This is a genomic window from Streptomyces sp. GB4-14, assembly GCF_022696125.1.
Taxonomy (GTDB): domain Bacteria; phylum Actinomycetota; class Actinomycetes; order Streptomycetales; family Streptomycetaceae; genus Streptomyces; species Streptomyces werraensis.
In genome coordinates this window covers 1,268,127-1,291,983 of sequence record NZ_RZHO01000002.1, presented here as the reverse complement: position 1 = coordinate 1,291,983, position 23,857 = coordinate 1,268,127, and the positions used below count along the sequence as shown (strand labels likewise).

Genomic DNA, 23,857 nt, shown 5'->3' with positions numbered 1-23,857 from the left:
CATGAGCTCCCCCGTTGCGACGCTTCACCCGTGGAACGTGTGCCTGAGCAAAGCTACTTGATCCCGCCCTCGTAGACTCGTGAGGTGAGTGATGACCGAGTGACACCTGGTGACGGCACTTCCGGGCGGCGGCGATGGGAAGAGGCCAGTCCGGAGGAACTGGCGCGTCTGGCCGGGCAGCGACCGGAAGAGCTGTTCGCGGCGGCTGAGCGGCTGTGCGCCGAGGCGTCCGGTGAGGGGTTCGGAGGTGGCCCGGCAGTGCGCACCGTCGGGCGCATCGCCGAGGCCCTCGCCGAGACGCGCTCCCAGGGCTGCGCCGCTTACGCCGTGGACATCGTGAGCCGACTGCTGCCCTCCGAGGCTGTGGACTGGCAGGAAGGGGACCGGATTCGGCGCTCGGTGGCCGCGAGGCTGGCCAAGGTGCAGCCTCTACGGAACCTCGAGCCCTTGTTCGGGCAGGTGCCGAACGGACTTCATGACTCCGAGGTCGAGACACGGGCATGTCTGCTGGGTGAGCTCGCGCTGCTCGGTGCCGGGACGGGGCGGGCTCGTATGGACGCCTACGCCGAGAGGTTGCGCACACTCGGACACCCGCTGGCGTGGCTGCCCGAGACCCGGCTCGACATCGAGCACCGGTTCATGGTGAAGGTGCGCGGGCTCGGGTCGGTCAAGACCGTGCGGCAGCTTCGGGCGCGTTTTCCGGAGGTGCCGCCGAGTGAGGCCGGTGCGGATGCCGGGCCGCACGCTGTCGGTGTGCCGGATGACGCCCGGGCTCAGGCGGCCGCGCGGCCCTTCGTCGCCGGCGGGTGGGCCCGCACCCCCGAGGTGCGGTTCTTCGCGCTGCCCGAGCCGCTCGAGCCCGGTGACCTCGGGATGGCCTTTCTCCGGCAGCTTCCCCTGGACTGCCTGGAGGGCGACGGGACCGCGGTCGCCTGTGTCACGACGCCCGATGACGTCCTCAACGAGTTGTTCTCCGCCGCCTGTTACGGCGGGGTCGGTGGGCAGGGGCAGGGCGGTGCGTATGCGCGGCTCTTCGCGTGGGAGAGTCTGTACGCCCTCATGGGGCTACCCGCCGACGTGCCGTTCCTCGACGCGGTGCGGGCCACCCCCGATCACCGGTGGGTGCGCTTCCTCGCATCCACCCCGTGGTTCCACCGCGACACCGCCGACCTGGGCCTCGCCGTACTCGACCCTTCGCGTACCCGCGTCGCGGTCCTCGCGGCCACCGACACCGATGTCACGGCGCCGGACGGGTCAGCACGGCCGTGAACTTGTAGCGGGAGCCCCGGTACACCGACCGGACCCACTCCACCGGCGTCCCGTTCCCGTCCCGCGAGTGGCGGGACAGCAGCAGCATCGGCAGGCCCACGTCCGTGCCGAGCAGGCCCGCCTCGCGCGGGGTCGCCGGGGAGGTCTCGATGGTTTCGTCGGCCTCCGCCGGCCGCACCCCGTACACCTCGGCGAGCGTGGTGTAGAGGGAGGTGTAACGGGTGAGGTTGCGGCGCAGGCCGGGGAAGCGGCGGGCGGAGAGGTGGGTCGCCTCGATCGCCATCGGCTCGCCGCCCGCCAGCCGCAGCCGCTCGATGCGCAGCACCCTGTCCTCCGGCTCGACCTCCAGCAGCGCCGCCAGCTCCTCGTCGGCCGCGACGTAGCCGATGTCCAGGACCCGCGAGGCGGGGTTCAGTCCCTGCGCCCTCATGTCCTCCGTGTAGGAGGTGAGTTGGAGCGTCCGGTACACCTTCGGACGTGCCACGAACGTGCCCTTGCCCTGGATCCGGTCCAGCCGCCCCTCGCTCACCAGCTCCAGCAGCGCCTTGCGGACCGTCGTACGGGACGTGCCGAACTCGACGGCGAGCAGCCGCTCGGCCGGCATCGGGGAGCCCGGGGCGCGCTCGTCCGTCATCTGCAGCAGCCGCTGCTTGATGCGGTAGTACTTCGGCACGCGGTCCCGGCGGCCCCGCGCCCCCGTGCCGGGCTGGGCGCTGCTGACGTCCGTACTCATGTCCTGCCTTCCGGTGCGGTGTCCGGCGCGCGGACGGCAGGGGCCGGCCGCGGTGCACGTCGGCGGACCGCCAGGGGATCGGCGCCGCACGCTCGGCGATCCCGTTATAACGGCGCGCTCTCCCGTTGGTCTAGTCCAACCTTGTATCCCGTCCCTCTTTGGGCGGACATCTCCACCCCGCACCAGGGCCGTTGCCGTTACCCAGCCGTGAGTCGGACAACCCTTGACATGACCATAGGTCTAGGCCAAGCTCCCCCTTGCTGGTCTAAACCATTTAGCGGAAGCCGGGTCCCAGCCCGCCGAGCTGTTGCGCCGTTGTCAGGGTCACCGCGAGGGCGTGGGTGTGCAAGGCATTCCTGAGGAGGGGTGGCGCGTGAAGCGCAAGCTGATAGCCGCGATCGGGGTCGCGGGCATGTTGTTCTCGGTCGCTGCGTGCGGGGGCGACGACGGCGGTGACAGCGGCAAGAAGGCCGGCGCGGACGGCTACGCCGGGCAGACGCTCACCGTCTGGGTCATGGACGGCTCCTCACCGGACCAGTGGCAGAAGGACCTCGCCGCCGAGTTCGAGAAGAAGACCAAGGCGAAGGTCAAGTTCGAGGTCCAGCAGTGGAACGGCATCCAGCAGAAGCTGACCACCGCCCTGTCCGAGGAGAACCCCCCGGACGTCTTCGAGATCGGCAACACCCAGACCCCCGCCTACGCCAAGACCGGCGGCCTCGCCGACCTCGGGGACCTCAAGGAGGAGATCGGCGCCGACTGGACCGAGTCCCTCAACGAGTCCTCCATCTACGAGGGCAAGCAGTACGCCGCCCCCTGGTACTTCGCCAACCGCGTCGTCCTCTACAACAAGAAGGTCTGGGCCGACGCCGGCCTCAAGGACACCCCCAAGACCCGCGACGAGTTCTACGCCGCGCTCAAGACCATCGGTGAGAAGACCGACGCCGAGCCGATCTACCTGCCCGGCCAGAACTGGTACCACTTCGTCGGCCTGGTCATCGGCGAGGGCGGCGAACTCGTCAAGAAGGACGGCGACAAGTACGTCTCCAACCTCGACGACCCCAAGGTCGCCGCGGCCGCCGAGACCTACAAGAAGTTCCAGGCCCTGTCCAAGGCGCCCAAGGACAAGGACGAGGCCACGCCGCAGCAGGGCGAGGTGTTCGCCAAGGGCAACGTCGGCGCCTTCATCGGCATGGGCTGGGAGGCCGGCATCGCCGTCGAGGCCAACCCGGCCATCGAGAAGCAGATCGGCTACTTCACCATCCCCGGCGCCACCGCCGACAAGCCCGAGGGCGTCTTCCTCGGCGGCTCCAACCTCGCCGTCGCCGCGGGCAGCCAGAAGCAGGAGCTCGCCAAGGAGTTCCTGAAGCTCGCCCTCTCCGACAAGTTCGAGGGCCAGCTCGCCAAGGAGAACGGCGTCATCCCCAACAAGGAGTCGCTGCAGAGCAACCTCAAGGGCAACGCGCCCGCCGAGGCCGCGGCGCCCGCCGCCGCCGTCGGCGGCACCACCCCGCTGATCCCCGAGTGGGCCGCCGTCGAGAACGACCCCAACCCGATCAAGACGTACCTGACCGCCGTTCTGAACGGCAAGTCCCCGGCCGCCGCCGCGAAGCAGGTCGAGGGCGAGTTCAACAAGCGCCTGGCGCAGCAGCAGTAACAGCGCACGCGCTCCGACCGGAGCGGGGACCGGCCGACGGGACGGTCCCCGCCCCGCGTTGAGCACGCCGAGAAGAGAGATCGCGAGCATGACCGTGCAGACCGAACGGCCGCCCTCAGGACCGGCGGACGTCCGCAAGTCGGACGACCCCGCACCCGCCGGGCCCCGACCCAGAGCCGCGTCGCGGGCCGGCGCGCTCGCCCCGTACCTCCTGCTGCTGCCCGCCTGCGCGGCCACCGTGCTGCTGCTGGGCTGGCCGCTGCTGAAGGACCTGCTGCTGTCGTTCCAGAACCTCAACATGGCGCAGCTGATCCAGCACGTCACCGAGTGGAACGGCATCGACAACTACAAGGAGGTCCTCACCGGGGAGGACTTCTGGCGGGTCACCCTCCGCTCCATCCTGTTCACGGCCGTCAACGTCGTCCTCACCATGCTGCTGGGCGCCCTCGTCGGTCTGCTGCTCGCCCGCCTCGGCAAGCGGATGCGGTTCACCCTGATGATCGGCCTGGTGCTGGCCTGGGCGATGCCGGTGGTCGCCGCCACCACCGTCTATCAGTGGCTGTTCGCGCAGCGCTTCGGCGTCGTCAACTGGGTGCTCGACAAGCTCGGCTGGCACTCCATGGCCGACCATAGCTGGACCAGCAGCCAGATGTCGACGTTCTTCGTCGTCACCCTGCTCATCGTCTGGATGTCCGTGCCGTTCGTCGCGATCAACCTCTACGCGGCGACCACCACCATCCCCGGCGAGCTGTACGAGGCGGCCGCGCTCGACGGCGCCGGCGCCTGGCGCAGCTTCACCACCGTCACCCTGCCGTTCCTGCGGCCGTTCCTCTACGCCACGACGTTCCTGGAGATCATCTGGATCTTCAAGGCGTTCGTCCAGGTCTTCACCTTCAACGGCGGCGGCCCCGACCGGCTCACCGAGATCCTGCCCGTCTACGCCTACATCGAGGGCGTCGGCAACCAGCACTACGGCATGGGCGCGGCGATCGCGGTGCTGACCATCCTGATCATGCTCGGCCTGACCGCGTACTACCTCAGGATCGTGCTCAAGCAAGAGGAGGACGAGCTGTGAAGCGCTCGCTCTTCGGCCGTGTCTGGCCCAACGCCACCGCCCTCGTCGTCTTCGCTGGCTGCGTCTTCCCCGTGTACTGGATGTTCGCCACGGCGCTGAAGCCGACCGGCGACATCATCGCGGAGGACCCGGTCTGGTTCCCCACGGACATCACGTTCGAGCACTTCGGGACCGCGACGGACGCCGAGCACTTCTGGACGTATCTCCGCAACTCGCTCACCGTCACCTGCCTGGCCGTCCTCTTCTCCCTGATCATCGCGCTGGCCGGCTCGTTCGCCCTGGCCCGCATGCGGTTCAAGGGGCGGCGCGGCTTCGTCATCGCCTTCATGCTGGCCCAGATGGCGCCGTGGGAGGTCATGGTCATCGCGATCTACATGATCGTGCGCGACGCCTCCATGCTGAACAGCCTGGTGCCGCTGACCGCGTTCTACATGATGATGATCCTGCCCTTCACCATCCTGACGCTGCGCGGCTTCGTCGCCGCCGTGCCGAAGGAGCTGGAGGAGTCCGCGATGGTGGACGGCTGCACCCGCGCCCAGGCGTTCCGCCGCGTCATCCTGCCGCTGCTCGCGCCCGGCCTGATGTCCACGTCCATGTTCGGCTTCATCACCGCCTGGAACGAGTTCCCCCTCGTCCTGGTGCTCAGCAAGGAGTCCGGCGGCGCGCAGACCCTGCCGCTGTGGCTGTCCAGCTTCCAGACCCAGTTCGGCGACGACTGGGGTGCGACCATGGCCGCCTCCTCGCTGTTCGCCGTGCCGATCCTGATCCTCTTCGTCTTCCTGCAGCGCCGCGCCGTCAGCGGCCTCACCGCAGGCGCCGTGAAGGGATAACGCCCCCAGATGACGACATTCACCACCGGCGCCGGCACCCTCACCCGGGACGCGCTCGCCGTGCTGCAGCCGGGGTTCACCGGCACCACCGCACCGGACTGGGTGCGGCGCAGGCTGGCCGAGGGCCTGGTCTCCGTTGCCCTGTTCGGCCGTAACGTCGCCGACCCCGAGCAGGTCACCGCCCTCACCGCCCAGCTGCGGGCCGAACGGGACGACCTGCTGGTGGCCATCGACGAGGAGGCCGGCGACGTCACCCGCCTCGAGGTCCGCACCGGCTCCTCCTTCCCCGGCAACCACGCCCTCGGCGCCGTCGACGACCCCGCCCTGACCCGGCGGGTGGCCCGCGAACTGGGCCGCCGGCTCGCCGCCTGCGGCGTCAACCTCAACTGGGCGCCCTCGGCCGACGTCAACGCCAACCCCGACAACCCGGTGATCGGCGTACGCTCCTTCGGCCGCGACCCCGCCCTGGTCGCCCGGCACACCGCCGCCTACGTCGAGGGCCTGCAGTCCAACGGCGTCGCCGCCTGCACCAAGCACTTCCCCGGCCACGGCGACACCAGCGTCGACTCCCACCACGCGCTCCCGCAGATCGACCTGGACGCCACCACGCTGCACGAGCGGGAACTCCGTCCGTTCCGTGCCGCCATCGAGGCCGGCACCCGCGCCGTCATGACCGCCCACATCCGGGTGCCCGTGCTCGACCCGGACCGCCCCGCCACGCTCTCCCCGCGCATCCTCACCGGCCTGCTGCGCGAAGAGCTCGGCTACGACGGCCTCATCGTCACCGACGGCATGGAGATGGGCGCCGTCGCCGGCACCTACGGCCTCGAACACGGGGTCGTGCTGGCCATCGCGGCCGGCGCCGACGCGATCTGCGTGGGCGGGGGACTGGCCGACGAGGACACGGTGCTGCGGCTCCAGGACGCCCTCGTCACCGCCGTGCGCTCCGGCGAACTGCCCGAGGAGCGGCTCGCCGACGCGGCCGCCCGGGTGAGGTCCCTCGCCGCGTGGACGACCGGCATGCGACACCCGCCCGCCGCCGCCGGCGACCCAGCGCCGGAGATCGGCCTGACCGCCGCCCGCCGCGCGGTCACCGTCACCCGCGCGGCCGGTCCCGCGCCGGTCACGGACCCCGTGTACGTCGCCACGTTCAGCCCCGCCCCCAACATCGCCGTCGGCGACGAGACGCCGTGGGGTGTCGGCACGGAGCTGGAACGGCTTCTCCCGGGCACCGCCACCGGCCACTTCACCGGCCCCGACGCCGGCACGGAGGCGCTGCGCGCGGCCGGCGGCCGACGGGTCGTCGCCGTGGTCCGTGACGAACACCGGCACCCGTGGATGGGGGCGGCCCTGGACACGCTGATCTCGGCGGGCCCGGACACGGTGGTCGTGGAGATGGGCGTGCCCCAGTCCGCGCCGCGCGGTGCGGTGCACATCGCCACGCACGGGGCGGCGAGGGTGTGCGGCGTGGCCGCGGCGGAGGCGGTCCTGGCGGGCTGACCCACCCTTGGGGCTGCGCCCCCTGACGCCCCTTGATCGGCCCTGGCGGGTCCTCGTCCTCGAACGCCGGACGGGCTGGGAGGAGCGGGGTCCGGGGCGGAGCCCCGGGTCGGGACGGGAAGGGGCGGAGGGGGCGAACACCCCCCGCCCTTCACGGGTACAGCTTCTCGCCCGCCGTCAGCATGGCCACGAACTTCTCGATCCGCGCCGCCCGCGTCCCCGCCCGCTTCGCCTCCTCGATCCGGTGCAGAATCGCATACCGGTTCCGGCTGTCCAGCGAGTCGAAGAACTCCCGCGCCTGAGCAGGCGCGGCGTCCAACGCCGCCCGCAGATCGTCGGGCACGGTGGCCGCCCGCTGACTCGCGTACGCCGCCTCCCACCGCCCGTCGGCCTTGGCCCTCTCCACCTCGCGCAGTCCCGCCGCCCGCATACGCCCCTGCTCGATCAGCTCGACCGCCTTCTGCCGATTGACCGCGGACCACCGACTCCGCGCACGCCGCGGCGTGAACCGCTGGACCCAATGCGTCTCGTCCAGACTCCTCTTCTGACCGTCGATCCACCCGAAGCACAGTGCGGACTCCAGCGCGGTGGCGTAGTCGACGCCCTTCAGACCAGATCCCTTCCGCGGAATCTTCAGCCACAGTCCCTCGGGGTCCCCCTGGTGCTCCTCCAGCCACGCCTCGAAGTCCTCCTGGGTCTCGAAACCCAGCACCGGCCCTGTCGTACCGCCCGTCTCACCAGCCATGCGCACATGCAAGCGGTGCCGGCGACCAAGGTCAACAGCCGCCGGGTACCCGGGTGTTGCGGGCGGAACGATGGCGGAGCGTGTCGTTATTGGGCCGAACGGGTGACCATGGGTAAGAATTGGCCGATGCAGACAGCCAGCGCGACAGGGGACGGAGCATGCCGGTGAGCAGCCACGATGTCACCGACGAACAGTGGGAGGGGCTCGCCCAGGTCGTGCCGCTGCGGGGCCGCGACGCATGGCCGTCCTCGGTCGGCCACCGCGTCGGGCCGGAGGCCAGGACGGAGGCGCGGCGCCGCTTCGTCGTCCTGCGTGTGAACGTCTTCGCGGACGCCCGCGAGGTCGCCGAGACCCTGATGTCCGGCATACCCGTCCTCCTCGATCTGACGGGCGCGGAACCGGACGTCGCCAAGCGCGTCCTCGACTTCAGCACGGGTGTCGTCTTCGGCCTCGCCAGCGGAATGCACCGCGTGGACCGCAACGTCTTCCTGCTGACGCCGGAGGGCATGGAGGTCACAGGCCTGATGGAGGGCGTAGGGGCGCCGGGCGCGTGACGGTTCACGCGCCCCGCGCGCACGGACCCGAGGGGCGCGTACGGCGCTCGGGCGTGGGATGACGGCACGGGGTCACGCCGTCCGTTCGTAGGAACCGCCCCCGAGGGAACGGTTCGGCGGCAGCGGAAGCGTTTAGCGTCCGGCGCATGACCCCGCCGCCCCCGCTCCAGCCGGTCGCGACGACGCCCCCGCCGCCCGCCGCGCCCCCCACGCACGCTCCCACGGATGCCGGGCGGGCCCGGCGCCCCGCGCTGCCCCGGGTCACCGAGCTGCTGCTCTCCGCCTTCGGCGGGCACCGCGGCACCACGTTCCGGCTGGGCGACCTGACCCTGCTCGCCGGCCCCAGCGGCACGGGCAAGACCGTCGCGCTGCGCGCGTACGAGGCATTGGCCCGGCTCGGCGGCGGTGCCGAACTGGGCGAGGTGTTCCCGGACCCGTCGGCCTGCGTCCCGGAGCGGGCCCGGCCCGACGCGCAGCGCCGCCGCGGCTTCCGGATCGGCTGCACCGCCGACGGCCCCGAGGGCCCGGTCCGCCTGGAGGTCGCCGTCCAGGCGGAACCCGAACTGCGCATCGTGGGCGAAAGGCTGTCCGCCGACGGCCTGGTCCTGCTGGAGACCGCGCTGCGCGACCCGCGCCGGCGCACCGTGCAGGCCGCCTGGCACACGGCGGGCGCCACCGCCGTCACCCGCGCGCCTCTCCCCGACGACCGTCTCGGCACCGCGCTGCTGCCGCTGCGCGTGGCCGGCACGACCGAAGGACAGCTCCGCGTGCTGGCCGCGGCCGAGCAGATGCTGGTGGCGCTGCGCTCCGTCTTCCCCTGCGACCCCCGCCCCGAGCGGATGCGGGCCCCCGTGCCGGCGGGCAGCGGCCGGCTGCTCCCGGGCTGCGAGAACCTCGCCGACGTGCTGTGGCGCACCCGCTCCGAGTGCACCCGCCGCCACGCGCTGCTGGTGGACGCGGTGCGCGTCGGCTGCGCCGGACCCGTCGCCGACCTGCTCTCCGAGCCGTGCGCCGGAGGCCGTCTGGTGCGGGCCGTGCTGGAGCGCGACAACGGCGTCCGCACCGCGCTGCGGCGGCTCGGCGACGGCGAACTGCGCTACACCGCCCTCGCGCTGGTGCTGCTCACCGGTCCCGGTGTGCTGGAGGCCGACGTGCCCGGTGAGGTGCCGGCCGCTCTGCAGTGCCTGACCGTCCTCGCCGACAACCTGGACCGGGCGCAGGATCCGGCCCAGCGCGCGGCCCTGCTGGCGCTGGCGGCGCGGATGTGCGAGCGGGGGCACATCCGCCTGGTCGGCGCGGTGAGCGACGCCACCTGGGCCGCCGGGGTGCCCGGAGCGACCGTGGTACACCTGAGGCGTGACTGACCCGCACGACGACGCGTCCCGGCCCGCCGACCTGCCCGCGCTCCAGCGCCGCCTCGCCGACTTCGCGGCCGCGCGGAACTGGCAGCCGTACCACACGCCCAAGAACCTCGTCGCCGCGCTCGGTGTGGAGGCCGCCGAACTTCAGGAAATCTTCCAGTGGTTGACACCGGAGGAGTCCACCCGCGTGATGGACGACCCGGACACCGCGCACCGCGTCACCGACGAGGTGGCCGACGTGCTCGCCTACCTCCTCCAGTTCTGCGAGGTCCTCGGCGTCGACCCGCTGGCCGCGCTGGCGCGGAAGATCGACCGGAACGAGCACAGGTTCCCGGTACCGGGCCCGGAGCGGTCCGACGCTCCGCCCCACGCCTAGGAGCCATCCCTTCCGTTCTTACGCTCCGTAGTCGAATGCGCGACGCGGCACCAAGGGCTGTCCACAGATTTCGGACTTCCTCTGGTCTTTTGTCTCACAGAGCTTCACTCTGGGTAGTGAACAAGGGAGTTCAACGGATGCGGACGCGTGGGCAGCGCGTCGGACAGACGGGGGCAGCGCATGGACGCTGTGCGGCTCATCGTGACGAGCAGGAGGGCCCTGGCCGCCGGCGGCGGGGTTCCGGATCTGCTGGCCGAGGTGTGGCAGGCGCAGGCCCTGGCCCAGGCGATAGGGAGCCGCCTGACCCTGCTGGGCCCGCCCCACCTACGCGAGGAGGCGACAGTGCTTTCCGATCTGGCCGGCCGTGGCATCTGCGTCCTCGACCGGCCGCCGCTCGATTCCGGTGAGCCGCGCGCGGCCCGGCTCACCGAGCTGGGCGACACCCGCGCGTGCCTGATGCACCTGGGCGGTCTGCTCGGTGACGTCGGCATCGCCCTCGTCGGCATCGCCTGCGCCGCCGAGGACGAGGCGACGTACTGGAGCTGTGTCGAGGCCATCGACGCGGCGGACGAGGCCCGGGACCGGGTCCGGGACATGCTCCGCAAACTGGCGGACCGGGAGGCCGCGTCACCCCGGCGGGAGGCGGTCTGACCGCCCCGCCCCCCGCGCACCGGCCGTTGCTCCGATCGGCGGATCGGCGGATCGGCGGATCGAGGGCACGGAGACCGCCTCAGGCACCCGGGCGCGCGGGCCGTCCCGGACGCCGGGCGAGGAGGCTGCGGCGGTGGGGACCGGTCCGAACCGGCCATCACGGCCGGCACCGCGACCGCCCCGCCTCAGGAGCGCGGGCCGCCCTCGGGCCCTTCGCGGCGGACGCCCCGGTCTGTGCCGCACTCGCGCCTCAGCCGCGCGGGCCGTCCCGGACTCCCGGGCTCAGTCGCGCGGGCCGTCCTTCGAGCCCCCCGCGGCGGACGCCCGGACCTCCGCCGCGCGCACCCCGCCAGGCGCTCCCGACGCCGTCGGCGTCTCACCCCGTCCGCCGGACCCCTGGAGTTCCGCGTCCAGCGCGGACAGGTCCGCGTTCAGGGCCGCCATCAGCAGGTCCATCTGCGCCAGCAGACCCCCCTGCGGCCCTCCTGCCGCCCCGCCCCGCTGCGGCACACTGCTCTGCTCCTCCGACATGACGGCCCCCTCGGCCCATGGCCCCGCCCGGGGGCCGACACGGTGACGCCCCGGCGTCACAGGGCCGGCGCGGGCGCCGGACGCTCCGGCTCCGAACGAGCCAACGATCTTCCCCACCCCCGGTCACGACCGGCCGTACCACCGGCGTGCGGCGAGGCACGCCGAGGGCCCTCGCGCGCCCCCACCCCGGGGAACGTGCAGGATAAGAGGCATGGATCTCCGCATCTTCACCGAGCCCCAGCAGGGGGCCACCTACGACACTCTGCTCACCGTCGCCAAGGCCACCGAGGACCTCGGCTTCGACGCCTTCTTCCGTTCGGACCACTACCTGAGCATGGGCTCCGGGGACGGCCTGCCCGGCCCCACCGACGCCTGGATCACCCTCGCCGGACTCGCCCGCGAGACCCGGCGGATCCGCCTCGGCACGCTGATGACGGCCGGCACCTTCCGCCTGCCCGGCGTGCTCGCCATCCAGGTCGCGCAGGTCGACCAGATGTCCGGCGGCCGCGTCGAACTCGGCCTGGGCGCGGGCTGGTTCGAGGAGGAGCACAAGGCGTACGGCATTCCCTTCCCCAAGGAGAAGTTCGCCCGCCTCGAGGAGCAGCTGGAGGTCGTCACCGGCCTGTGGGCCACCGAGGTCGGCAAGACCTTCGACTTCCACGGCACCTACTACGACCTCACCAAGTCGCCCGCGCTGCCCAAGCCGGCCCAGTCCAAGGTGCCCGTGCTGATCGGCGGCCACGGCGCCAAGCGGACCCCGCGCCTCGCGGCCCGGTTCGCCGACGAGTTCAACATCCCCTTCGCGTCCGTCGAAGACTCCGCGGCCCAGTTCCAGCGGGTCCGCGACGCCGCCCGTGAGGCCGGCCGCGACCCCGGCGACCTCGTCTACTCCAACGCCCTCGTCGTCTGCGTCGGCCGCGACGACCAGGAGGTGGCGCGCCGCGCCGCCGCGATCGGCCGCGAGGTCGACGAGCTGAAGGCGAACGGTCTGGCGGGCTCCCCGGCCGAGGTGGTCGACAAGATCGGCCGCTACGCCGAGGCCGGCTCCCAGCGCGTCTACCTCCAGGTGCTCGACCTGTCCGACCTGGACCACCTGGAGCTCATCTCCTCCCAGGTCCAGTCCCAGCTGTCCTGACCGGAGCATCGAGCGGGGCCGTCCTCTCCGGGGCGGCCCCGCACCGCATATGCGCGAAAAATACGCGGACCCCCGCGACGCCTTCCCTGTACGTTGGGCCGACACCGGAATCCCGGTGTGTAACCCCAGCTCAGAAGGTGTCTCGAGGTGTGATTCCGTGTTCCTGACGATCAGTACCACCGGCTCCGCGCAGCGCCCGGCGACCGACCTCGGTCATCTGCTGCACAAGCATCCCGAGAAGGCGCAGGCGTTCTCCACGTCGTACGGCACGGCGCACGTCCTCTACCCCGAGGCGGACGCCGAACGCTGCACGGCGGCGCTGCTGCTGGAGGTGGACGCGGTGGCACTGGTCCGGCGCGGCAAGGGCAAGGGCCGTGGCGGCGCACCCGACGCCGCCCTCGCGCAGTACGTCAACGACCGCCCCTACGCGGCTTCTTCCCTGCTCGCGGTCGCCCTCGGCTCGGTCTTCTCCAGCGCCATGCGCGGCGTGTGCAAGGCCCGCCCCGAGCTGCCCGACACCCCGCGGCCGCTGCGTATCGAGGTGCCCGCGCTGCCCGCGCGCGGCGGCGCCGACCTGGTCCGCCGCCTCTTCGAGCCGCTCGGCTGGACGGTCGGCGCCGAACCGGTGCCGCTGGACACCGAGTTCCCCGGCTGGGGCGACTCGCGCTACATACGCCTGACCCTTCGGGCCACGGACCTCACCCTCGCCGAGGCGCTGCGCCACCTCTACGTGCTGCTCCCCGTCCTGGACGACGCCAAGCACTACTGGGTCTCCCCGGACGAGGTCGACAAACTGCTGCGCGCCGGCGACGGCTGGCTGGCCGGACACCCCGAGCGGGAGCTGATCACCCGCCGCTACCTCTCCCACCGCTGGTCGCTGACCCGGCAGGCGCAGGAGCGGCTGGAGCTGGTGCGGCTGGCCGAGGCGGACGACAGCGAGGTCGAGGACCTCGACAACGCCGTGGAGCCGGAGGCCGAGGACGAGGAGAAGCCGACCCCGCTGGCCGTGCGGCGCCGCGAGGCGATCCTCGGCGTGCTGCGCGCGTCCGGCGCCGCCCGGGTGCTCGACCTCGGCTGCGGGCAGGGCCAGTTGGTGCAGGCGCTGCTGAAGGACCCGGCGTTCACCGAGATCGTCGGCGTGGACGTGTCGATGCGGGCGCTCACCATCGCCTCCCGGCGGCTGAAACTGGACCGCATGGGGGAGCGGCAGGCGTCCCGCGTCACGCTGCTCCAGGGCTCCCTCGCCTACACGGACAAGCGTCTCAAGGGCTACGACGCGGCCGTGCTCAGCGAGGTGATCGAGCACCTCGACCTGCCGCGGCTGCCCGCCCTGGAGTATGCGGTGTTCGGCGCCGCCCGCCCCCGCACGGTGTGCGTCACCACCCCGAACGTCGAGTACAACGTGCGCTGGGAGAGCCTGCCGGCCGGGCACGTCCGCCACGGCGACCACCGCTTCGAGTGGACCCGTGAGGAGTTCCGCGGCTGGGCCCGCACCGTCGCCGAACGGCACGGCTACGCCGTGGAGTTCCTGCCCGTCGGGCCGGACGACCCCGAGGTCGGACCGCCCACCCAGATGGCCGTGTTCCGGCTCGGCACCCCGAAGGAGGCGAAGGCCGCATGACCACCACCGACATCACCACCGCCGCCGCGCGCGGCCGTGCCCTGCCGGTCACCGACCTGTCCCTGGTCGTGCTGATCGGCGCCTCCGGCTCGGGCAAGTCCACCTTCGCGCGCCGTCACTTCAAGCCGACGGAGGTCATCTCCTCCGACTTCTGCCGGGGTCTGGTCGCCGACGACGAGAACGACCAGAGCGCCTCCCGTGACGCCTTCGACGTGCTGCACTACATCGCGGGCAAGCGTCTCGCGGCCGGCCGCCGCACCGTCGTCGACGCCACCAGCGTCCAGCAGGAGGCCCGGCGACAGCTGATCGACCTGGCCAGGCAGCACGACGTGCTGCCCATCGCCATCGTGCTCGACGTGCCCGAGGAGGTGTGCGCCGAGCGCAACGCGGCCCGCACCGACCGCGCCGACATGCCCCGCCGGGTCATCCGCCGCCACACCCGCGAACTGCGCCGCAGCCTCCGCCACCTGGAGCGCGAGGGCTTCCGCAAGGTGCACGTGCTGCGCGGCGTGGACGAGGTCGAGCACGCCACCGTCGTCACCGAGAAGCGGTTCAACGACCTCACCCACCTCACCGGCCCGTTCGACGTCATCGGCGACGTCCACGGCTGCTCCTCCGAGCTGGAGGCGCTGCTCGGCAAGCTGGGGTACGCCGACGGCGTCCACCCGGAGGGCCGCACCGCCGTGTTCGTCGGCGACCTCGTCGACCGCGGCCCCGACAGCCCCGGCGTGCTGCGCCGAGTGATGGCGATGGTGAAGTCGGGCAACGCGCTGTGCGTGCCCGGCAACCACGAGAACAAGTTCGGGCGGTACCTCAAGGGCCGCAAGGTCCAGCTCACCCACGGACTCGCCGAGACCGTCGAGCAGATGGAGGGCGAGAGCGAGGAGTTCCGCGCCGAGGTGCGGGAGTTCGTCGAGGGACTGGTCAGCCACTACGTCCTCGACGGCGGCAGCCTCGTTGTCTGCCACGCCGGTCTGCCCGAGAAGTACCACGGCCGCACCTCCGGCCGGGTCCGCAGCCACGCCCTCTACGGCGACACCACCGGCGAGACCGACGAGTTCGGGCTGCCCGTGCGCTACCCGTGGGCGGAGGACTACCGAGGCCGGGCCGCCGTCGTCTACGGGCACACGCCCGTCCCCGAGGCGACCTGGCTCAACAACACCATCTGCCTGGACACCGGCGCGGTGTTCGGCGGCAAGCTCACCGCGCTGCGCTGGCCGGAGCGCGAGCTGGTCGACGTACCGGCCGAGCGGGTGTGGTACGAGCCGGTGCGGCCGCTGCGCACCGAGGCGCCCGGCGGGCACGAGGGGCGTCCGCTGGACCTGGCGGACGTGCACGGCCGGCGGGTCGTGGAGACCCGGCACATGGGCCGGGTGGCCGTGCGGGAGGAGAACGCGGCGGCCGCGCTGGAGGTGATGAGCCGGTTCGCGCTCGACCCGCGGCTGCTGCCGTACCTCCCGCCCACCATGGCGCCCACGGCCACCTCGCAGCTCGACGGCTACCTGGAGCACCCGGTGGAGGCCTTCGCCCGCTACGAGCAGGACGGCGTGGCCCGGGTGGTGTGCGAGGAGAAGCACATGGGCTCGCGCGCGGTCGCCCTGGTGTGCCGTGACGCGGGCGTGGCGGCCGGCCGCTTCGGCGCGGCCGGGGGCGGGACGGGCTCGCTGTACACCCGTACCGGCCGGCCGTTCTTCGACGACGCGGACGTCACCGAGGAGATCCTCGGCCGGCTGCGCACGGCGGCCGGCGAGGCCGGTCTGTGGGACGAACTCGAGACCGACTGGCTGCTGCTGGACGCCGAGCTGATGCCCTGGTCGCTGAAGGCGTCCGGGCTGCTGCGCACCCAGTACGCGGCGGTCGGCGCCGCGGCCGGCGCGGTCTTCCCGCCCGCCCTCGCGGCACTGGAAAGCGCCGCGGCCCGCGGGGTCGACGTGGGTGAGCTGCTGACCCGCCAGCGCGAGCGGGCGAGCGCGGCGGCCGGGTTCACCGACGCCTACCGCCGCTACTGCTGGACCACCGACGGGCTGGAGGGCGTGCGTCTCGCGCCGTTCCAGATCCTCGCCGTCCAGGGGCGCAGCCTGGCCGCACTGCCGCACGACCGGCAGCTCGCCCTGATCGACCGCATGGTCGAGCACGACGCCACGGGCCTGCTGCGGACCACCCGCCGGCTGTACGTCGACACCGCCGACCCCGAGTCGGTGCGGGCCGGCGTGGACTGGTGGCTGGAGATGACCGGACGCGGCGGCGAGGGCATGGTCGTCAAACCGGTCGACGCCCTGGCCCGCGACGGCGCCGGACGGCTGGTGCAGCCGGGCATCAAGTGCCGCGGCCGGGAGTACCTGCGGATCGTCTACGGTCCCGAGTACACCCGCCCGGAGAACCTGGCCCGGCTGCGGTCCCGCTTCCTCGGCCACAAGCAGTCCCTCGCCCTGCGCGAGTACGCCCTCGGGCTGGAGGCCCTGGACCGCCTCGCCGACGGGGAACCGCTGTGGCGCGTCCACGAGCCGGTGTTCGCGGTGCTGGCCCTGGAGTCGGAGCCGGTCGACCCGCGCCTGTGAGGCGCGCGGGGCGCGGAGGACCCGTACCTCCGCGCCCCGCGCGATCCTCCCCGCCCCCCGGCCTGCGCTTCCCGCGTGTGGCGGACGGGATTCGGCCGGGGCAGGGGTGAACCCGGGTCAGGGCGGTCAGGATGGAGGCATGACCTACCACGTCGACTCCGAGGCCGGGCGGCTGCGCCGCGTCATCCTGCACCGGCCCGATCTCGAGCTCAAAAGGCTCACCCCGAGCAACAAGGACGCGCTGCTCTTCGACGACGTGCTCTGGGTGCGCCGGGCGCGCGCGGAGCACGACGGCTTCGCGGACGTGCTGCGCGACCGGGGCGTCACCGTCCACCTCTTCGGCGACCTGCTCACCGACACGCTGCAACTGCCCGAGGCGCGGGCGCTCGTGCTCGACCGGGTCTTCGACGAGAAGGAGTACGGCCCGCTGGCCACCGACCATCTGCGCGCCGCGTTCGAGACGCTGCCCGCGCCGGAGCTGGCCGAGGCGCTGATCGGCGGGATGACCAAGCGGGAGTTCCTCGACTCGCACTCCGAGCCGGTCTCCGTGCGCTTCCACGTGATGGAGCTGGACGACTTCCTGCTCCACCCGCTGCCCAACCACCTCTTCACCCGCGACACCTCCGCCTGGATCTACGACGGTGTCGCCATCAACGCCATGCGGTGGCCGGCCCGGCAGCGCGAGACGGTGCACTTCGAGGCGATCTACCGGCACCACCCGGAGTTCCGTGACGGGTCGTTCCACCTGTGGTCCGAGGGACAGGCCGACTACCCGTCCACCATCGAGGGCGGGGACGTCCTGGTCATCGGCAACGGCGCGGTGCTGATCGGCATGAGCGAGCGCACCACCCCGCAGGCCGTGGAGATGCTCGCGCACAAACTGTTCGCGGCCGGCTCGGCGCGCACCATCGTCGCCCTTGACATGCCGAAGAGACGCGCCCTGATGCATCTCGACACCGTGATGACCATGGTCGACGGCGACACCTTCACCCAGTACGCGGGCCTCGGCATGCTCCGCTCGTACACGATCGAGCCGGGGGCGGACGAGAAGGAGCTGAAGGTGACCGACCACCCGCCGGAGCACATGCACCGGGCGATCGCCGCCGCGCTCGGCCTGAGCGAGATCAGGGTGCTGACCGCCACGCAGGACGTGCACGCCGCCGAGCGGGAGCAGTGGGACGACGGCTGCAACGTCCTGGCCGTCGAACCGGGCGTGGTCGTCGCCTACGAGCGGAACTCCACCACCAACACCCACCTGCGGAAACAGGGCATCGAGGTGATAGAGATCCCCGGCAGCGAGCTGGGCCGGGGCCGGGGCGGGCCGCGCTGCATGAGCTGCCCGGTCGAACGGGACGCCGTGTAGACGGTCACTGTATAGAATTGCGGGTGATCGTATAGACTTCCATGGTTCATGTCCCCCAGTCCTGGAGCGCCCCCATGGCGACAGTCCCGACCCCCCTCGCCGGCCGTCACTTCCTCAAGGAGGTCGACTTCACCGCGGAGGAGTTCCGCGGCCTGCTGGAGCTGGCCGCGGAGCTGAAGGCCGCCAAGCGGGCCGGGACCGAGACGCCGTACCTGCGCGGGAAGAACATCGCGCTGATCTTCGAGAAGACCTCGACACGCACCCGCTGCGCCTTCGAGGTCGCCGCCGCCGACCAGGGCGCCTCCACGACCTACCTCGACCCGTCCGGCTCGCAGATGGGCCACAAGGAGTCCGTGAAGGACACCGCGCGGGTGCTCGGCCGGATGTACGACGGGATCGAGTACCGGGGCGACAGCCAGGCCAAGATCGAGGAGCTGGCCGCGTACGCGGGCGTGCCCGTCCTCAACGGGCTCACCGACGACTGGCACCCCACCCAGATGCTCGCCGACGTGCTCACCATGACCGAGCACAGCGGCAAGCCGCTCACCGGCATCGCCTTCGCCTACCTCGGCGACGCCCGCTTCAACATGGGCAACTCCTACCTGGTCACCGCGGCCCTGCTCGGCATGGACGTACGGATCGTCGCGCCGAAGACGTACTGGCCCGCGCAGGAGGTGATCGACCGCGCGCGCGAGCTGGCCGCCGCGAGCGGGGCCCGGATCACGCTCACCGAGGACATCGCCGAGGGCGTCGCGGGCGCCGACTTCGTCGCCACCGACGTCTGGGTGTCCATGGGGGAGCCCAAGGAGGTCTGGGGCGAGCGGATCGCCGCCCTCGCGCCCTACGCGGTGACCATGGACGTGCTGCGCGCCACCGGCAACCCGGACGTCGGCTTTCTGCACTGCCTGCCGGCCTTCCACGACCTGGGCACCGCGGTCGGCCGGGACGTGTACGAGGAGCACGGCCTTCAGTCGCTGGAGGTCACCGACGAGGTGTTCGAGTCGGCGCACTCGCTCGTCTTCGACGAGGCCGAGAACCGCATGCACACCATCAAGGCGGTCCTGGTCGCCACCCTCGGCTGACGCCGCCCGTCAGGCCGGGCGCCGCTGGCCCGGAAGCCGGAACCACACCGCCTTGCCGGACTCGGTGGGGCGGTGCCCGCACGACGAGCTGAGCGAGCGGATCAGCAGCAGCCCGCGCCCGTGCTCCTGCCACGGGTCGGGCAGGTCGAGATGCGGCCGGGTGAGGTCATGGGGCGGCTCCGGGTCGGCGTCGTGCACCTCCACCTGGAAACCGGTCGGCAGCAGCCGCAGGACCAGCTCGATCGGCGTGGCGCCGGAGGTATGCTCCACGGCGTTCGCCACCAGCTCCGCCGTCAGCAGTTCCGCCGTGTCGCAGTCGGCGGAGTGCTCCCGCTCGGCGAGCGCCGTGCGCACCAGGGCGCGCGCGACGGGCACGGCCGCGGTCGTGTGCGGCAGCGCGACGCGCCAGGAGGTGGGAAGGGCGGGGGGTTCGTGCACAGCGGTTCCGTTCATGGAGCGGGCGCTCCCGTTTTTCGAGTGCCCATGGTACGGCGCGCCTCACCCGGCCCCGCCCCCGGGCCGGGGGAGCCGCCGGAGCCCTGCCGGGCGCACCGCCCGGGGCGCCGCGCCCCGGCTGTCGGGGCCTACCCGCCGGGCGACCCCGCCTCGCGCGCCCGTCCGCACCGTTACCGAGGCGTCGATGTTCCGTGACGGGTGTGACGGTGCCCGAACGGCGTATCGCGCACTCGTGACGACAGTCACCAACCAGTGATAACTTCGAGTGGCAGACCTCACTGAGCCGCGCAGTGCCCGCCCGAGGAGGCCGCCCTCATGAGTCCTTTCACCGGCTCCGCCGCCCGCACCGCGCGCTGGGAGCATCTGCGCGTCGAGCTCGCCGACGGCGTCGCCCACGTCACCCTCGCCCGCCCCGACAAGCTGAACGCGCTCACCTTCGGCGCCTACGCCGACCTGCGGGACCTGCTCGCCGAGCTGTCCCGGGAGCGGGCCGTCCGCGCCCTGGTGCTGGGCGGCGAGGGGCGCGGCTTCTGCTCCGGCGGCGACGTCGACGAGATCATCGGCGCCACCCTCTCCATGGACACCGCGCAGCTTCTCGACTTCAACCGCATGACCGGCCAGGTCGTCCGCGCGGTACGCGAGTGCCCCTTCCCCGTCGTCGCCGCGGTCCACGGCGTCGCCGCGGGCGCCGGCGCGGTCCTCGCGCTGGCCGCGGACTTCCGCGTCGCCGACCCCACCGCCCGCTTCGCGTTCCTCTTCACCCGGGTGGGCCTCTCAGGCGGCGACATGGGCGCGGCCTACCTGCTGCCCCGGGTGGTCGGCCTCGGCCACGCCACCCGCCTGCTGATGCTGGGCGAGCCGGTGCGCGCACCGGAGGCCGAGCGGATCGGACTGATCAGCGCGCTCGCGGACGAGGGCGGCGCGGACACCGCGGCCCGCGAACTGGCCCGCCGCCTCGCCGACGGCCCGGCCCTCGCCCACGCCCAGACGAAGGCCCTGCTCACATCGGAACTCGACATGCCGCTCGCGGCAGCGATCGAACTCGACGCCTCCACCCAGGCCCTCCTCATGACGGGCGAGGACTACGCGGAATTCCACGCGGCTTTCACGGAGAAGCGCGCCCCGAAATGGAGGGGACGATGACCCCCTCAGGGGCGCGGGGAACCGCGCGCCCGGCCCCCACGGCGCCGCACCTGCGCGTAGCCGTCGTGGGTGGAGGCCCCGGCGGCCTCTACGCCGCCGCCCTCCTCAAACGCCTGGACCCGACCAGGGACATCACCGTCTGGGAACGCAACGCCCCCCACGACACCTTCGGCTTCGGCGTCGTCCTCTCGGACGAAACGCTGGGCGGCATCGAACACGCGGACCCGGAGGTCTACTCCGCCCTCACGACGGAATTCGTCCGCTGGGACAACATCGACATCGTCCACCGCAGCACCCGTCACACCTCCGGAGGACACGGCTTCGCAGCCCTCGGCCGCCGCCGCCTCCTGGAGATCCTCCACCACCGCTGCCGCTCCCTGGGAGTGGACCTCCGCTTCCGCGAGGAGGCCCCGGGCCCCGCCCGCCTCGCGGAGACGCACGACCTGGTGATCGCCGCCGACGGAGTCCACAGCACCACCCGCACCGCCTTCGCGGACGTGTTCCGCCCGCACATCACCGCGCACCGCTGCCGCTACATCTGGCTGGCCGCCGACTTCGCCTTCGACGCCTTCCGCTTCGAGATCGCCGAGACCGAGCACGGCGTCATGCAGCTGCACGGCTACCCGTTCTCCGCCGACGCCTCCACCGTGATCGTGGAGATGCGCGAAGAGGTGTGGCGCGCCGCCGGGTTCGACGAGCTCGACGAGACCGGGTCCGTCGAACGCTGCGCCAAGATTTTCGCGGACGCGCTCGGCGGTCGCCCCCTGCGCTCCAACAACTCGACGTGGACGACCTTCCGCACGGTCGTCAACGAGCGCTGGTCGCACGGCAACGTCGTGCTGCTCGGCGACGCCGCCCACACCGCCCACTTCTCCATCGGCTCCGGCACCAAGCTCGCCGTGGAGGACGCGCTCGCGCTCGCCGCCTGTCTGGGCGAGCAGCCCACGCTCACCGCCGCCCTCGAGGCCTACGAGGCGGAACGGCGGCCCGTGGTCGCCTCCACCCAGCGCGCGGCACGCGCCAGCCTCGAGTGGTTCGAGAACCTCGCCCTGTATCTGCGCCAGCCGCCGCGCCAGTTCGCGTTCAACCTGCTCACCCGCAGCCGCCGCGTCACCCACGACAACCTGCGGCTGCGCGACGCCCGGTTCACCGAGGCCGTGGAGCGCGGCTTCGGCTGCCCGCCCGGCACCCCGCCCATGTTCACCCCGTTCCGGCTGCGCGGACTCACCCTGCGCAACCGGGTCGTCGTCTCGCCCATGGACATGTACTCGGCGGCCGACGGCCTGCCCGGCGACTTCCACCTCGTCCACCTCGGCGCCCGCGCGCTGGGCGGTGCGGGGCTGGTGATGACGGAGATGGTGTGCGTCAGCCCGGAGGGCCGGATCACCCCCGGGTGCGCCGGAATGTGGAGCGGCCGGCAGGCGGAGGCGTGGCGGCGGATCACGGACTTCGTGCACACCCGCGCCCCGGGCACGGCCATCGGCGTGCAGCTTGGCCACAGCGGCCGCAAGGGTTCGACCAAGCTGATGTGGGAGGGCATGGACGAGCCGCTCGACGAGGGCAACTGGCCCCTGGTCGCCCCGTCCCCGCTCCCGTACAGGCCGGGGAGCCAGACCCCCCGCGAGCTGTCCCGTGCGCAACTCACCGATCTGCGTGAGCAGTTCACGGCCGTTGCGGTGCGGGCCGCGCGGGCCGGGTTCGACCTGCTCGAACTGCACTGCGCGCACGGCTATCTGCTCTCCGGCTTCCTCTCCCCGCTGACGAACCGGCGCACCGACGCCTACGGCGGCTCGCTGGAGAAGCGGCTGCGCTTCCCGCTGGAGGTGTTCGACGCGGTGCGGGCGGTGTGGCCGGAGGACCGGCCGATGACCGTGCGGATCTCCGCGACGGACTGGGCGGAGGGCGGCACCACGGCGGAGGACGCGGTCGCGATCGCCCGCGCCTTCGCCGACCACGGGGCCGACGCGATCGACGTGTCCACCGGGCAGGTGGTGGCCGACGAGGAACCGGAGTTCGGCCGCTCCTACCAGACGCCGTTCGCCGACCGGGTGCGCAACGAGGCCCGTGTCCCGGTGATCGCGGTCGGCGCGATCTCCTCCTGGGACGACGTCAACTCCCTCATTCTGGCCGGACGTACGGACCTGTGCGCGCTGGCTCGCCCGCATCTGTACGACCCGCACTGGACGCTGCACGCGGCCGCCGAGCAGGGGTATGAGGGTCCGGGCGTGGTCTGGCCGCCGCAGTACCGCGCGGGCAGCCGCCCGCCCCGCACCGGCCGCACCGACGCCCCCAAGCCCCGCCTCACCCTGTCCGACCTGCCGCTCACGGAGGCGCCGGACGCGTGACTCAGCGGGGTGCGCCCCGGTCGGCCTCCGCATCCGAGACGGGGTTCGCGAACTCCGCCCCCGCGTCCCGCAGCCGCTCGTGAAGCGCCCGGAAGACGGACGCCGAGCGGGTGCCCGGCCAGCCTGCCGGCAGCAGACCGGCGGGCAGGCCCGGGTCGGCGTAGGGGAGGTGACGCCAGGAGTCCAGGGCCAGGAGGTAGTCGCGGTACGCCTCCTCGGGCGGGGTGTCCGTACGCTGCTCCCAGGCGCGCAGCACCGGCGCGTGCTGTGCCAGGAACGCCTCGTGCTCCGCCGCGATCGCCTTCAGGTCCCACCAGCGGGCCACTGCCTCCGCCGTGGCCGCGAATCCGAGGTGCTCGCCCCGGAACAGGTCGACGTACCCGACCAGCCGCAGCCGCTCCAGCGTGTGCCGGGTCTCCTCGTACAGCCGGGCCGGGGCGATCCACACGCCGGGCGCCGCCGTGCCGAAGCCGAGACCGGCCAGCCGGGAGCGCAGCAGATGCCGCTTCTGCCGCTCCGACTCCGGCACCGAGAACACCGCGAGCACCCAGCCCTCGTCGGCGGGCGGCGCGGTGGCGTAGATGCGCCGGTCACCGTCCTCCAGCAACTGGCGTGCCTCCGGGGACAGTTCGTAACCGGCCGCGCCCTGGGCGGTGCGGGCCGGGAGCAGCAGTCCGCGGCGCTTGAGCCGGGACACCGAGGAACGCACGGACGGGGCGTCCACGCCGACGGCGGCCAGCAGCCGGATCAGCTCCGCGACGGGCACCGGGCCCGGCACGAACCGGCCGTAGGCGCCGTAGAGCGTGACGATGAGAGACCGTGGAGCATGCTGGTCGGACACGTTGATCATCTTAGGTCGTGGCCGCCGCCCCGCG

Annotated in this window: 21 protein-coding genes; 16 read left to right on the top strand and 5 right to left on the bottom strand. The window is 72.5% G+C overall.

What is annotated here, in order from left to right:
• Positions 1 to 99 precede the first annotated feature (99 nt).
• A complete protein-coding gene (locus ELQ39_RS07020; protein WP_242591396.1) occupies positions 100 to 1,269 on the top strand; it encodes a DUF6183 family protein in 1,170 nt (389 codons plus the stop codon).
• Here the strand turns inward: ELQ39_RS07020 and ELQ39_RS07015 are convergent.
• Complete coding sequence (locus tag ELQ39_RS07015; RefSeq protein WP_225640323.1) at positions 1,238 to 2,002, bottom strand: GntR family transcriptional regulator; 765 nt, start codon at positions 2,000 to 2,002, stop codon at positions 1,238 to 1,240. The two genes, ELQ39_RS07020 and ELQ39_RS07015, sit on opposite strands and share 32 nt — an antisense overlap.
• A 373-nt stretch (positions 2,003 to 2,375) precedes the next feature.
• Between ELQ39_RS07015 and ELQ39_RS07010 the strand changes: the two genes are divergently transcribed.
• The 4 genes from ELQ39_RS07010 (at position 2,376) to ELQ39_RS06995 (ending at position 7,061) form a co-directional block, all read left to right on the top strand.
• Complete coding sequence (locus tag ELQ39_RS07010; RefSeq protein WP_225640322.1) at positions 2,376 to 3,656, top strand: extracellular solute-binding protein; 1,281 nt, start codon at positions 2,376 to 2,378, stop codon at positions 3,654 to 3,656.
• An 88-nt stretch (positions 3,657 to 3,744) separates the two neighbouring features.
• Entirely contained in the window at positions 3,745 to 4,731 is a 987-nt protein-coding gene (locus ELQ39_RS07005; protein ID WP_190001161.1) for a carbohydrate ABC transporter permease, read from the top strand.
• The gene (locus ELQ39_RS07000) at positions 4,728 to 5,561 is read left to right on the top strand and encodes a carbohydrate ABC transporter permease (protein WP_190001162.1); all 834 of its coding nucleotides are present in this window, start codon (positions 4,728 to 4,730) and stop codon (positions 5,559 to 5,561) included. The genes ELQ39_RS07005 and ELQ39_RS07000 overlap by 4 nt, the downstream gene beginning before the upstream one ends.
• 9 nt (positions 5,562 to 5,570) lie before the next feature.
• Positions 5,571 to 7,061: a glycoside hydrolase family 3 protein gene (locus ELQ39_RS06995; RefSeq protein WP_242591395.1), complete on the top strand. Its 1,491-nt coding sequence runs from the start codon at positions 5,571 to 5,573 to the stop codon at positions 7,059 to 7,061.
• 151 nt (positions 7,062 to 7,212) lie between these two features.
• On the opposite strand, the gene ELQ39_RS06990 is transcribed toward ELQ39_RS06995, so the two are convergent.
• The gene (locus ELQ39_RS06990) at positions 7,213 to 7,806 is read right to left on the bottom strand and encodes a YdeI/OmpD-associated family protein (RefSeq protein ID WP_190001164.1); all 594 of its coding nucleotides are present in this window, start codon (positions 7,804 to 7,806) and stop codon (positions 7,213 to 7,215) included.
• A 158-nt stretch (positions 7,807 to 7,964) separates the two neighbouring features.
• On the opposite strand from ELQ39_RS06990, the gene ELQ39_RS06985 reads away from it, so the two are divergent.
• From ELQ39_RS06985 to ELQ39_RS06970, 4 genes are all read left to right on the top strand, one after another.
• A complete protein-coding gene (locus ELQ39_RS06985) occupies positions 7,965 to 8,360 on the top strand; it encodes a cell division protein SepF (protein ID WP_190001165.1) in 396 nt (131 codons plus the stop codon).
• Between the two features lie 146 nt (positions 8,361 to 8,506).
• Positions 8,507 to 9,724, top strand: coding sequence for an ATP-binding protein (locus ELQ39_RS06980; protein WP_242591394.1), 1,218 nt, complete (start codon positions 8,507 to 8,509; stop codon positions 9,722 to 9,724).
• On the top strand, positions 9,717 to 10,097 hold the full coding sequence (locus ELQ39_RS06975) for a nucleotide pyrophosphohydrolase (RefSeq protein WP_242591393.1): 381 nt from the start codon (positions 9,717 to 9,719) through the stop codon (positions 10,095 to 10,097). The genes ELQ39_RS06980 and ELQ39_RS06975 overlap by 8 nt, the downstream gene beginning before the upstream one ends.
• A gap of 180 nt (positions 10,098 to 10,277) precedes the next feature.
• Positions 10,278 to 10,748, top strand: a complete 471-nt coding sequence (locus ELQ39_RS06970) for a DUF6099 family protein (RefSeq protein WP_242591392.1) — start codon at positions 10,278 to 10,280, stop codon at positions 10,746 to 10,748.
• Between the two features lie 282 nt (positions 10,749 to 11,030).
• Here ELQ39_RS06970 and ELQ39_RS06965 read toward each other — a convergent pair whose 3' ends face one another.
• Complete coding sequence (locus tag ELQ39_RS06965; RefSeq protein WP_242591391.1) at positions 11,031 to 11,279, bottom strand: hypothetical protein; 249 nt, start codon at positions 11,277 to 11,279, stop codon at positions 11,031 to 11,033.
• A gap of 211 nt (positions 11,280 to 11,490) precedes the next feature.
• On the opposite strand from ELQ39_RS06965, the gene ELQ39_RS06960 reads away from it, so the two are divergent.
• The 5 genes from ELQ39_RS06960 (at position 11,491) to argF (ending at position 19,038) form a co-directional block, all read left to right on the top strand.
• On the top strand, positions 11,491 to 12,414 hold the full coding sequence (locus ELQ39_RS06960; protein WP_242591390.1) for an LLM class F420-dependent oxidoreductase: 924 nt from the start codon (positions 11,491 to 11,493) through the stop codon (positions 12,412 to 12,414).
• Between the two features lie 157 nt (positions 12,415 to 12,571).
• Positions 12,572 to 14,035: a 3' terminal RNA ribose 2'-O-methyltransferase Hen1 gene (locus ELQ39_RS06955; protein ID WP_242591389.1), complete on the top strand. Its 1,464-nt coding sequence runs from the start codon at positions 12,572 to 12,574 to the stop codon at positions 14,033 to 14,035.
• Entirely contained in the window at positions 14,032 to 16,593 is a 2,562-nt protein-coding gene (locus ELQ39_RS06950; protein ID WP_242591388.1) for a polynucleotide kinase-phosphatase, read from the top strand. Before ELQ39_RS06955 ends, ELQ39_RS06950 begins: the two co-directional genes overlap by 4 nt.
• 139 nt (positions 16,594 to 16,732) lie before the next feature.
• On the top strand, positions 16,733 to 17,956 hold the full coding sequence (locus ELQ39_RS06945) for an arginine deiminase (protein WP_190001172.1): 1,224 nt from the start codon (positions 16,733 to 16,735) through the stop codon (positions 17,954 to 17,956).
• 74 nt (positions 17,957 to 18,030) lie between these two features.
• A complete protein-coding gene (gene argF / locus ELQ39_RS06940) occupies positions 18,031 to 19,038 on the top strand; it encodes an ornithine carbamoyltransferase (protein WP_225625048.1) in 1,008 nt (335 codons plus the stop codon).
• Between the two features lie 9 nt (positions 19,039 to 19,047).
• Here the strand turns inward: argF and ELQ39_RS06935 are convergent, their stop codons facing one another.
• Complete coding sequence (locus ELQ39_RS06935) at positions 19,048 to 19,491, bottom strand: ATP-binding protein (protein WP_242591387.1); 444 nt, start codon at positions 19,489 to 19,491, stop codon at positions 19,048 to 19,050.
• Positions 19,492 to 19,809: 318 nt separating this feature from the next.
• Between ELQ39_RS06935 and ELQ39_RS06930 the strand changes: the two genes are divergently transcribed.
• A complete protein-coding gene (locus ELQ39_RS06930; protein ID WP_225640316.1) occupies positions 19,810 to 20,637 on the top strand; it encodes an enoyl-CoA hydratase family protein in 828 nt (275 codons plus the stop codon).
• Positions 20,634 to 22,982 (top strand): bifunctional salicylyl-CoA 5-hydroxylase/oxidoreductase, encoded by a 2,349-nt coding sequence (locus tag ELQ39_RS06925; protein WP_242591386.1) that lies wholly within the window; start codon positions 20,634 to 20,636, stop codon positions 22,980 to 22,982. Before ELQ39_RS06930 ends, ELQ39_RS06925 begins: the two co-directional genes overlap by 4 nt.
• Before the next feature lies 1 nt (position 22,983).
• Here the strand turns inward: ELQ39_RS06925 and ELQ39_RS06920 are convergent, their stop codons facing one another.
• Positions 22,984 to 23,832 carry a PaaX family transcriptional regulator gene (locus ELQ39_RS06920; RefSeq protein WP_242591385.1) on the bottom strand — a complete coding sequence of 283 codons (849 nt, stop codon included), beginning with the start codon at positions 23,830 to 23,832 and terminating at the stop codon, positions 22,984 to 22,986.
• Between the last annotated feature and the right edge of the window lie 25 nt (positions 23,833 to 23,857).

Excerpts from the sequence above, each read along its gene's own strand:
- ELQ39_RS07015 (WP_225640323.1), bottom strand. The coding sequence starts at position 2,002 with ATGAGTACGGACGTCAGCAGCGCCCAGCCCGGCACGGGGGCGCGGGGC.
- ELQ39_RS07005 (WP_190001161.1), top strand. The coding sequence starts at position 3,745 with ATGACCGTGCAGACCGAACGGCCGCCCTCAGGACCGGCGGACGTCCGC.
- ELQ39_RS06995 (WP_242591395.1), top strand. The coding sequence starts at position 5,571 with ATGACGACATTCACCACCGGCGCCGGCACCCTCACCCGGGACGCGCTC.
- ELQ39_RS06990 (WP_190001164.1), bottom strand. The coding sequence starts at position 7,806 with ATGGCTGGTGAGACGGGCGGTACGACAGGGCCGGTGCTGGGTTTCGAG.
- ELQ39_RS06985 (WP_190001165.1), top strand. The coding sequence starts at position 7,965 with ATGCCGGTGAGCAGCCACGATGTCACCGACGAACAGTGGGAGGGGCTC.
- ELQ39_RS06980 (WP_242591394.1), top strand. The coding sequence starts at position 8,507 with ATGACCCCGCCGCCCCCGCTCCAGCCGGTCGCGACGACGCCCCCGCCG.
- ELQ39_RS06970 (WP_242591392.1), top strand. The coding sequence starts at position 10,278 with ATGGACGCTGTGCGGCTCATCGTGACGAGCAGGAGGGCCCTGGCCGCC.
- ELQ39_RS06965 (WP_242591391.1), bottom strand. The coding sequence starts at position 11,279 with ATGTCGGAGGAGCAGAGCAGTGTGCCGCAGCGGGGCGGGGCGGCAGGA.
- ELQ39_RS06960 (WP_242591390.1), top strand. The coding sequence starts at position 11,491 with ATGGATCTCCGCATCTTCACCGAGCCCCAGCAGGGGGCCACCTACGAC.
- ELQ39_RS06950 (WP_242591388.1), top strand. The coding sequence starts at position 14,032 with ATGACCACCACCGACATCACCACCGCCGCCGCGCGCGGCCGTGCCCTG.
- ELQ39_RS06945 (WP_190001172.1), top strand. The coding sequence starts at position 16,733 with ATGACCTACCACGTCGACTCCGAGGCCGGGCGGCTGCGCCGCGTCATC.
- argF (WP_225625048.1), top strand. The coding sequence starts at position 18,031 with ATGGCGACAGTCCCGACCCCCCTCGCCGGCCGTCACTTCCTCAAGGAG.
- ELQ39_RS06935 (WP_242591387.1), bottom strand. The coding sequence starts at position 19,491 with ATGAACGGAACCGCTGTGCACGAACCCCCCGCCCTTCCCACCTCCTGG.
- ELQ39_RS06930 (WP_225640316.1), top strand. The coding sequence starts at position 19,810 with ATGAGTCCTTTCACCGGCTCCGCCGCCCGCACCGCGCGCTGGGAGCAT.
- ELQ39_RS06925 (WP_242591386.1), top strand. The coding sequence starts at position 20,634 with ATGACCCCCTCAGGGGCGCGGGGAACCGCGCGCCCGGCCCCCACGGCG.
- ELQ39_RS06920 (WP_242591385.1), bottom strand. The coding sequence starts at position 23,832 with ATGATCAACGTGTCCGACCAGCATGCTCCACGGTCTCTCATCGTCACG.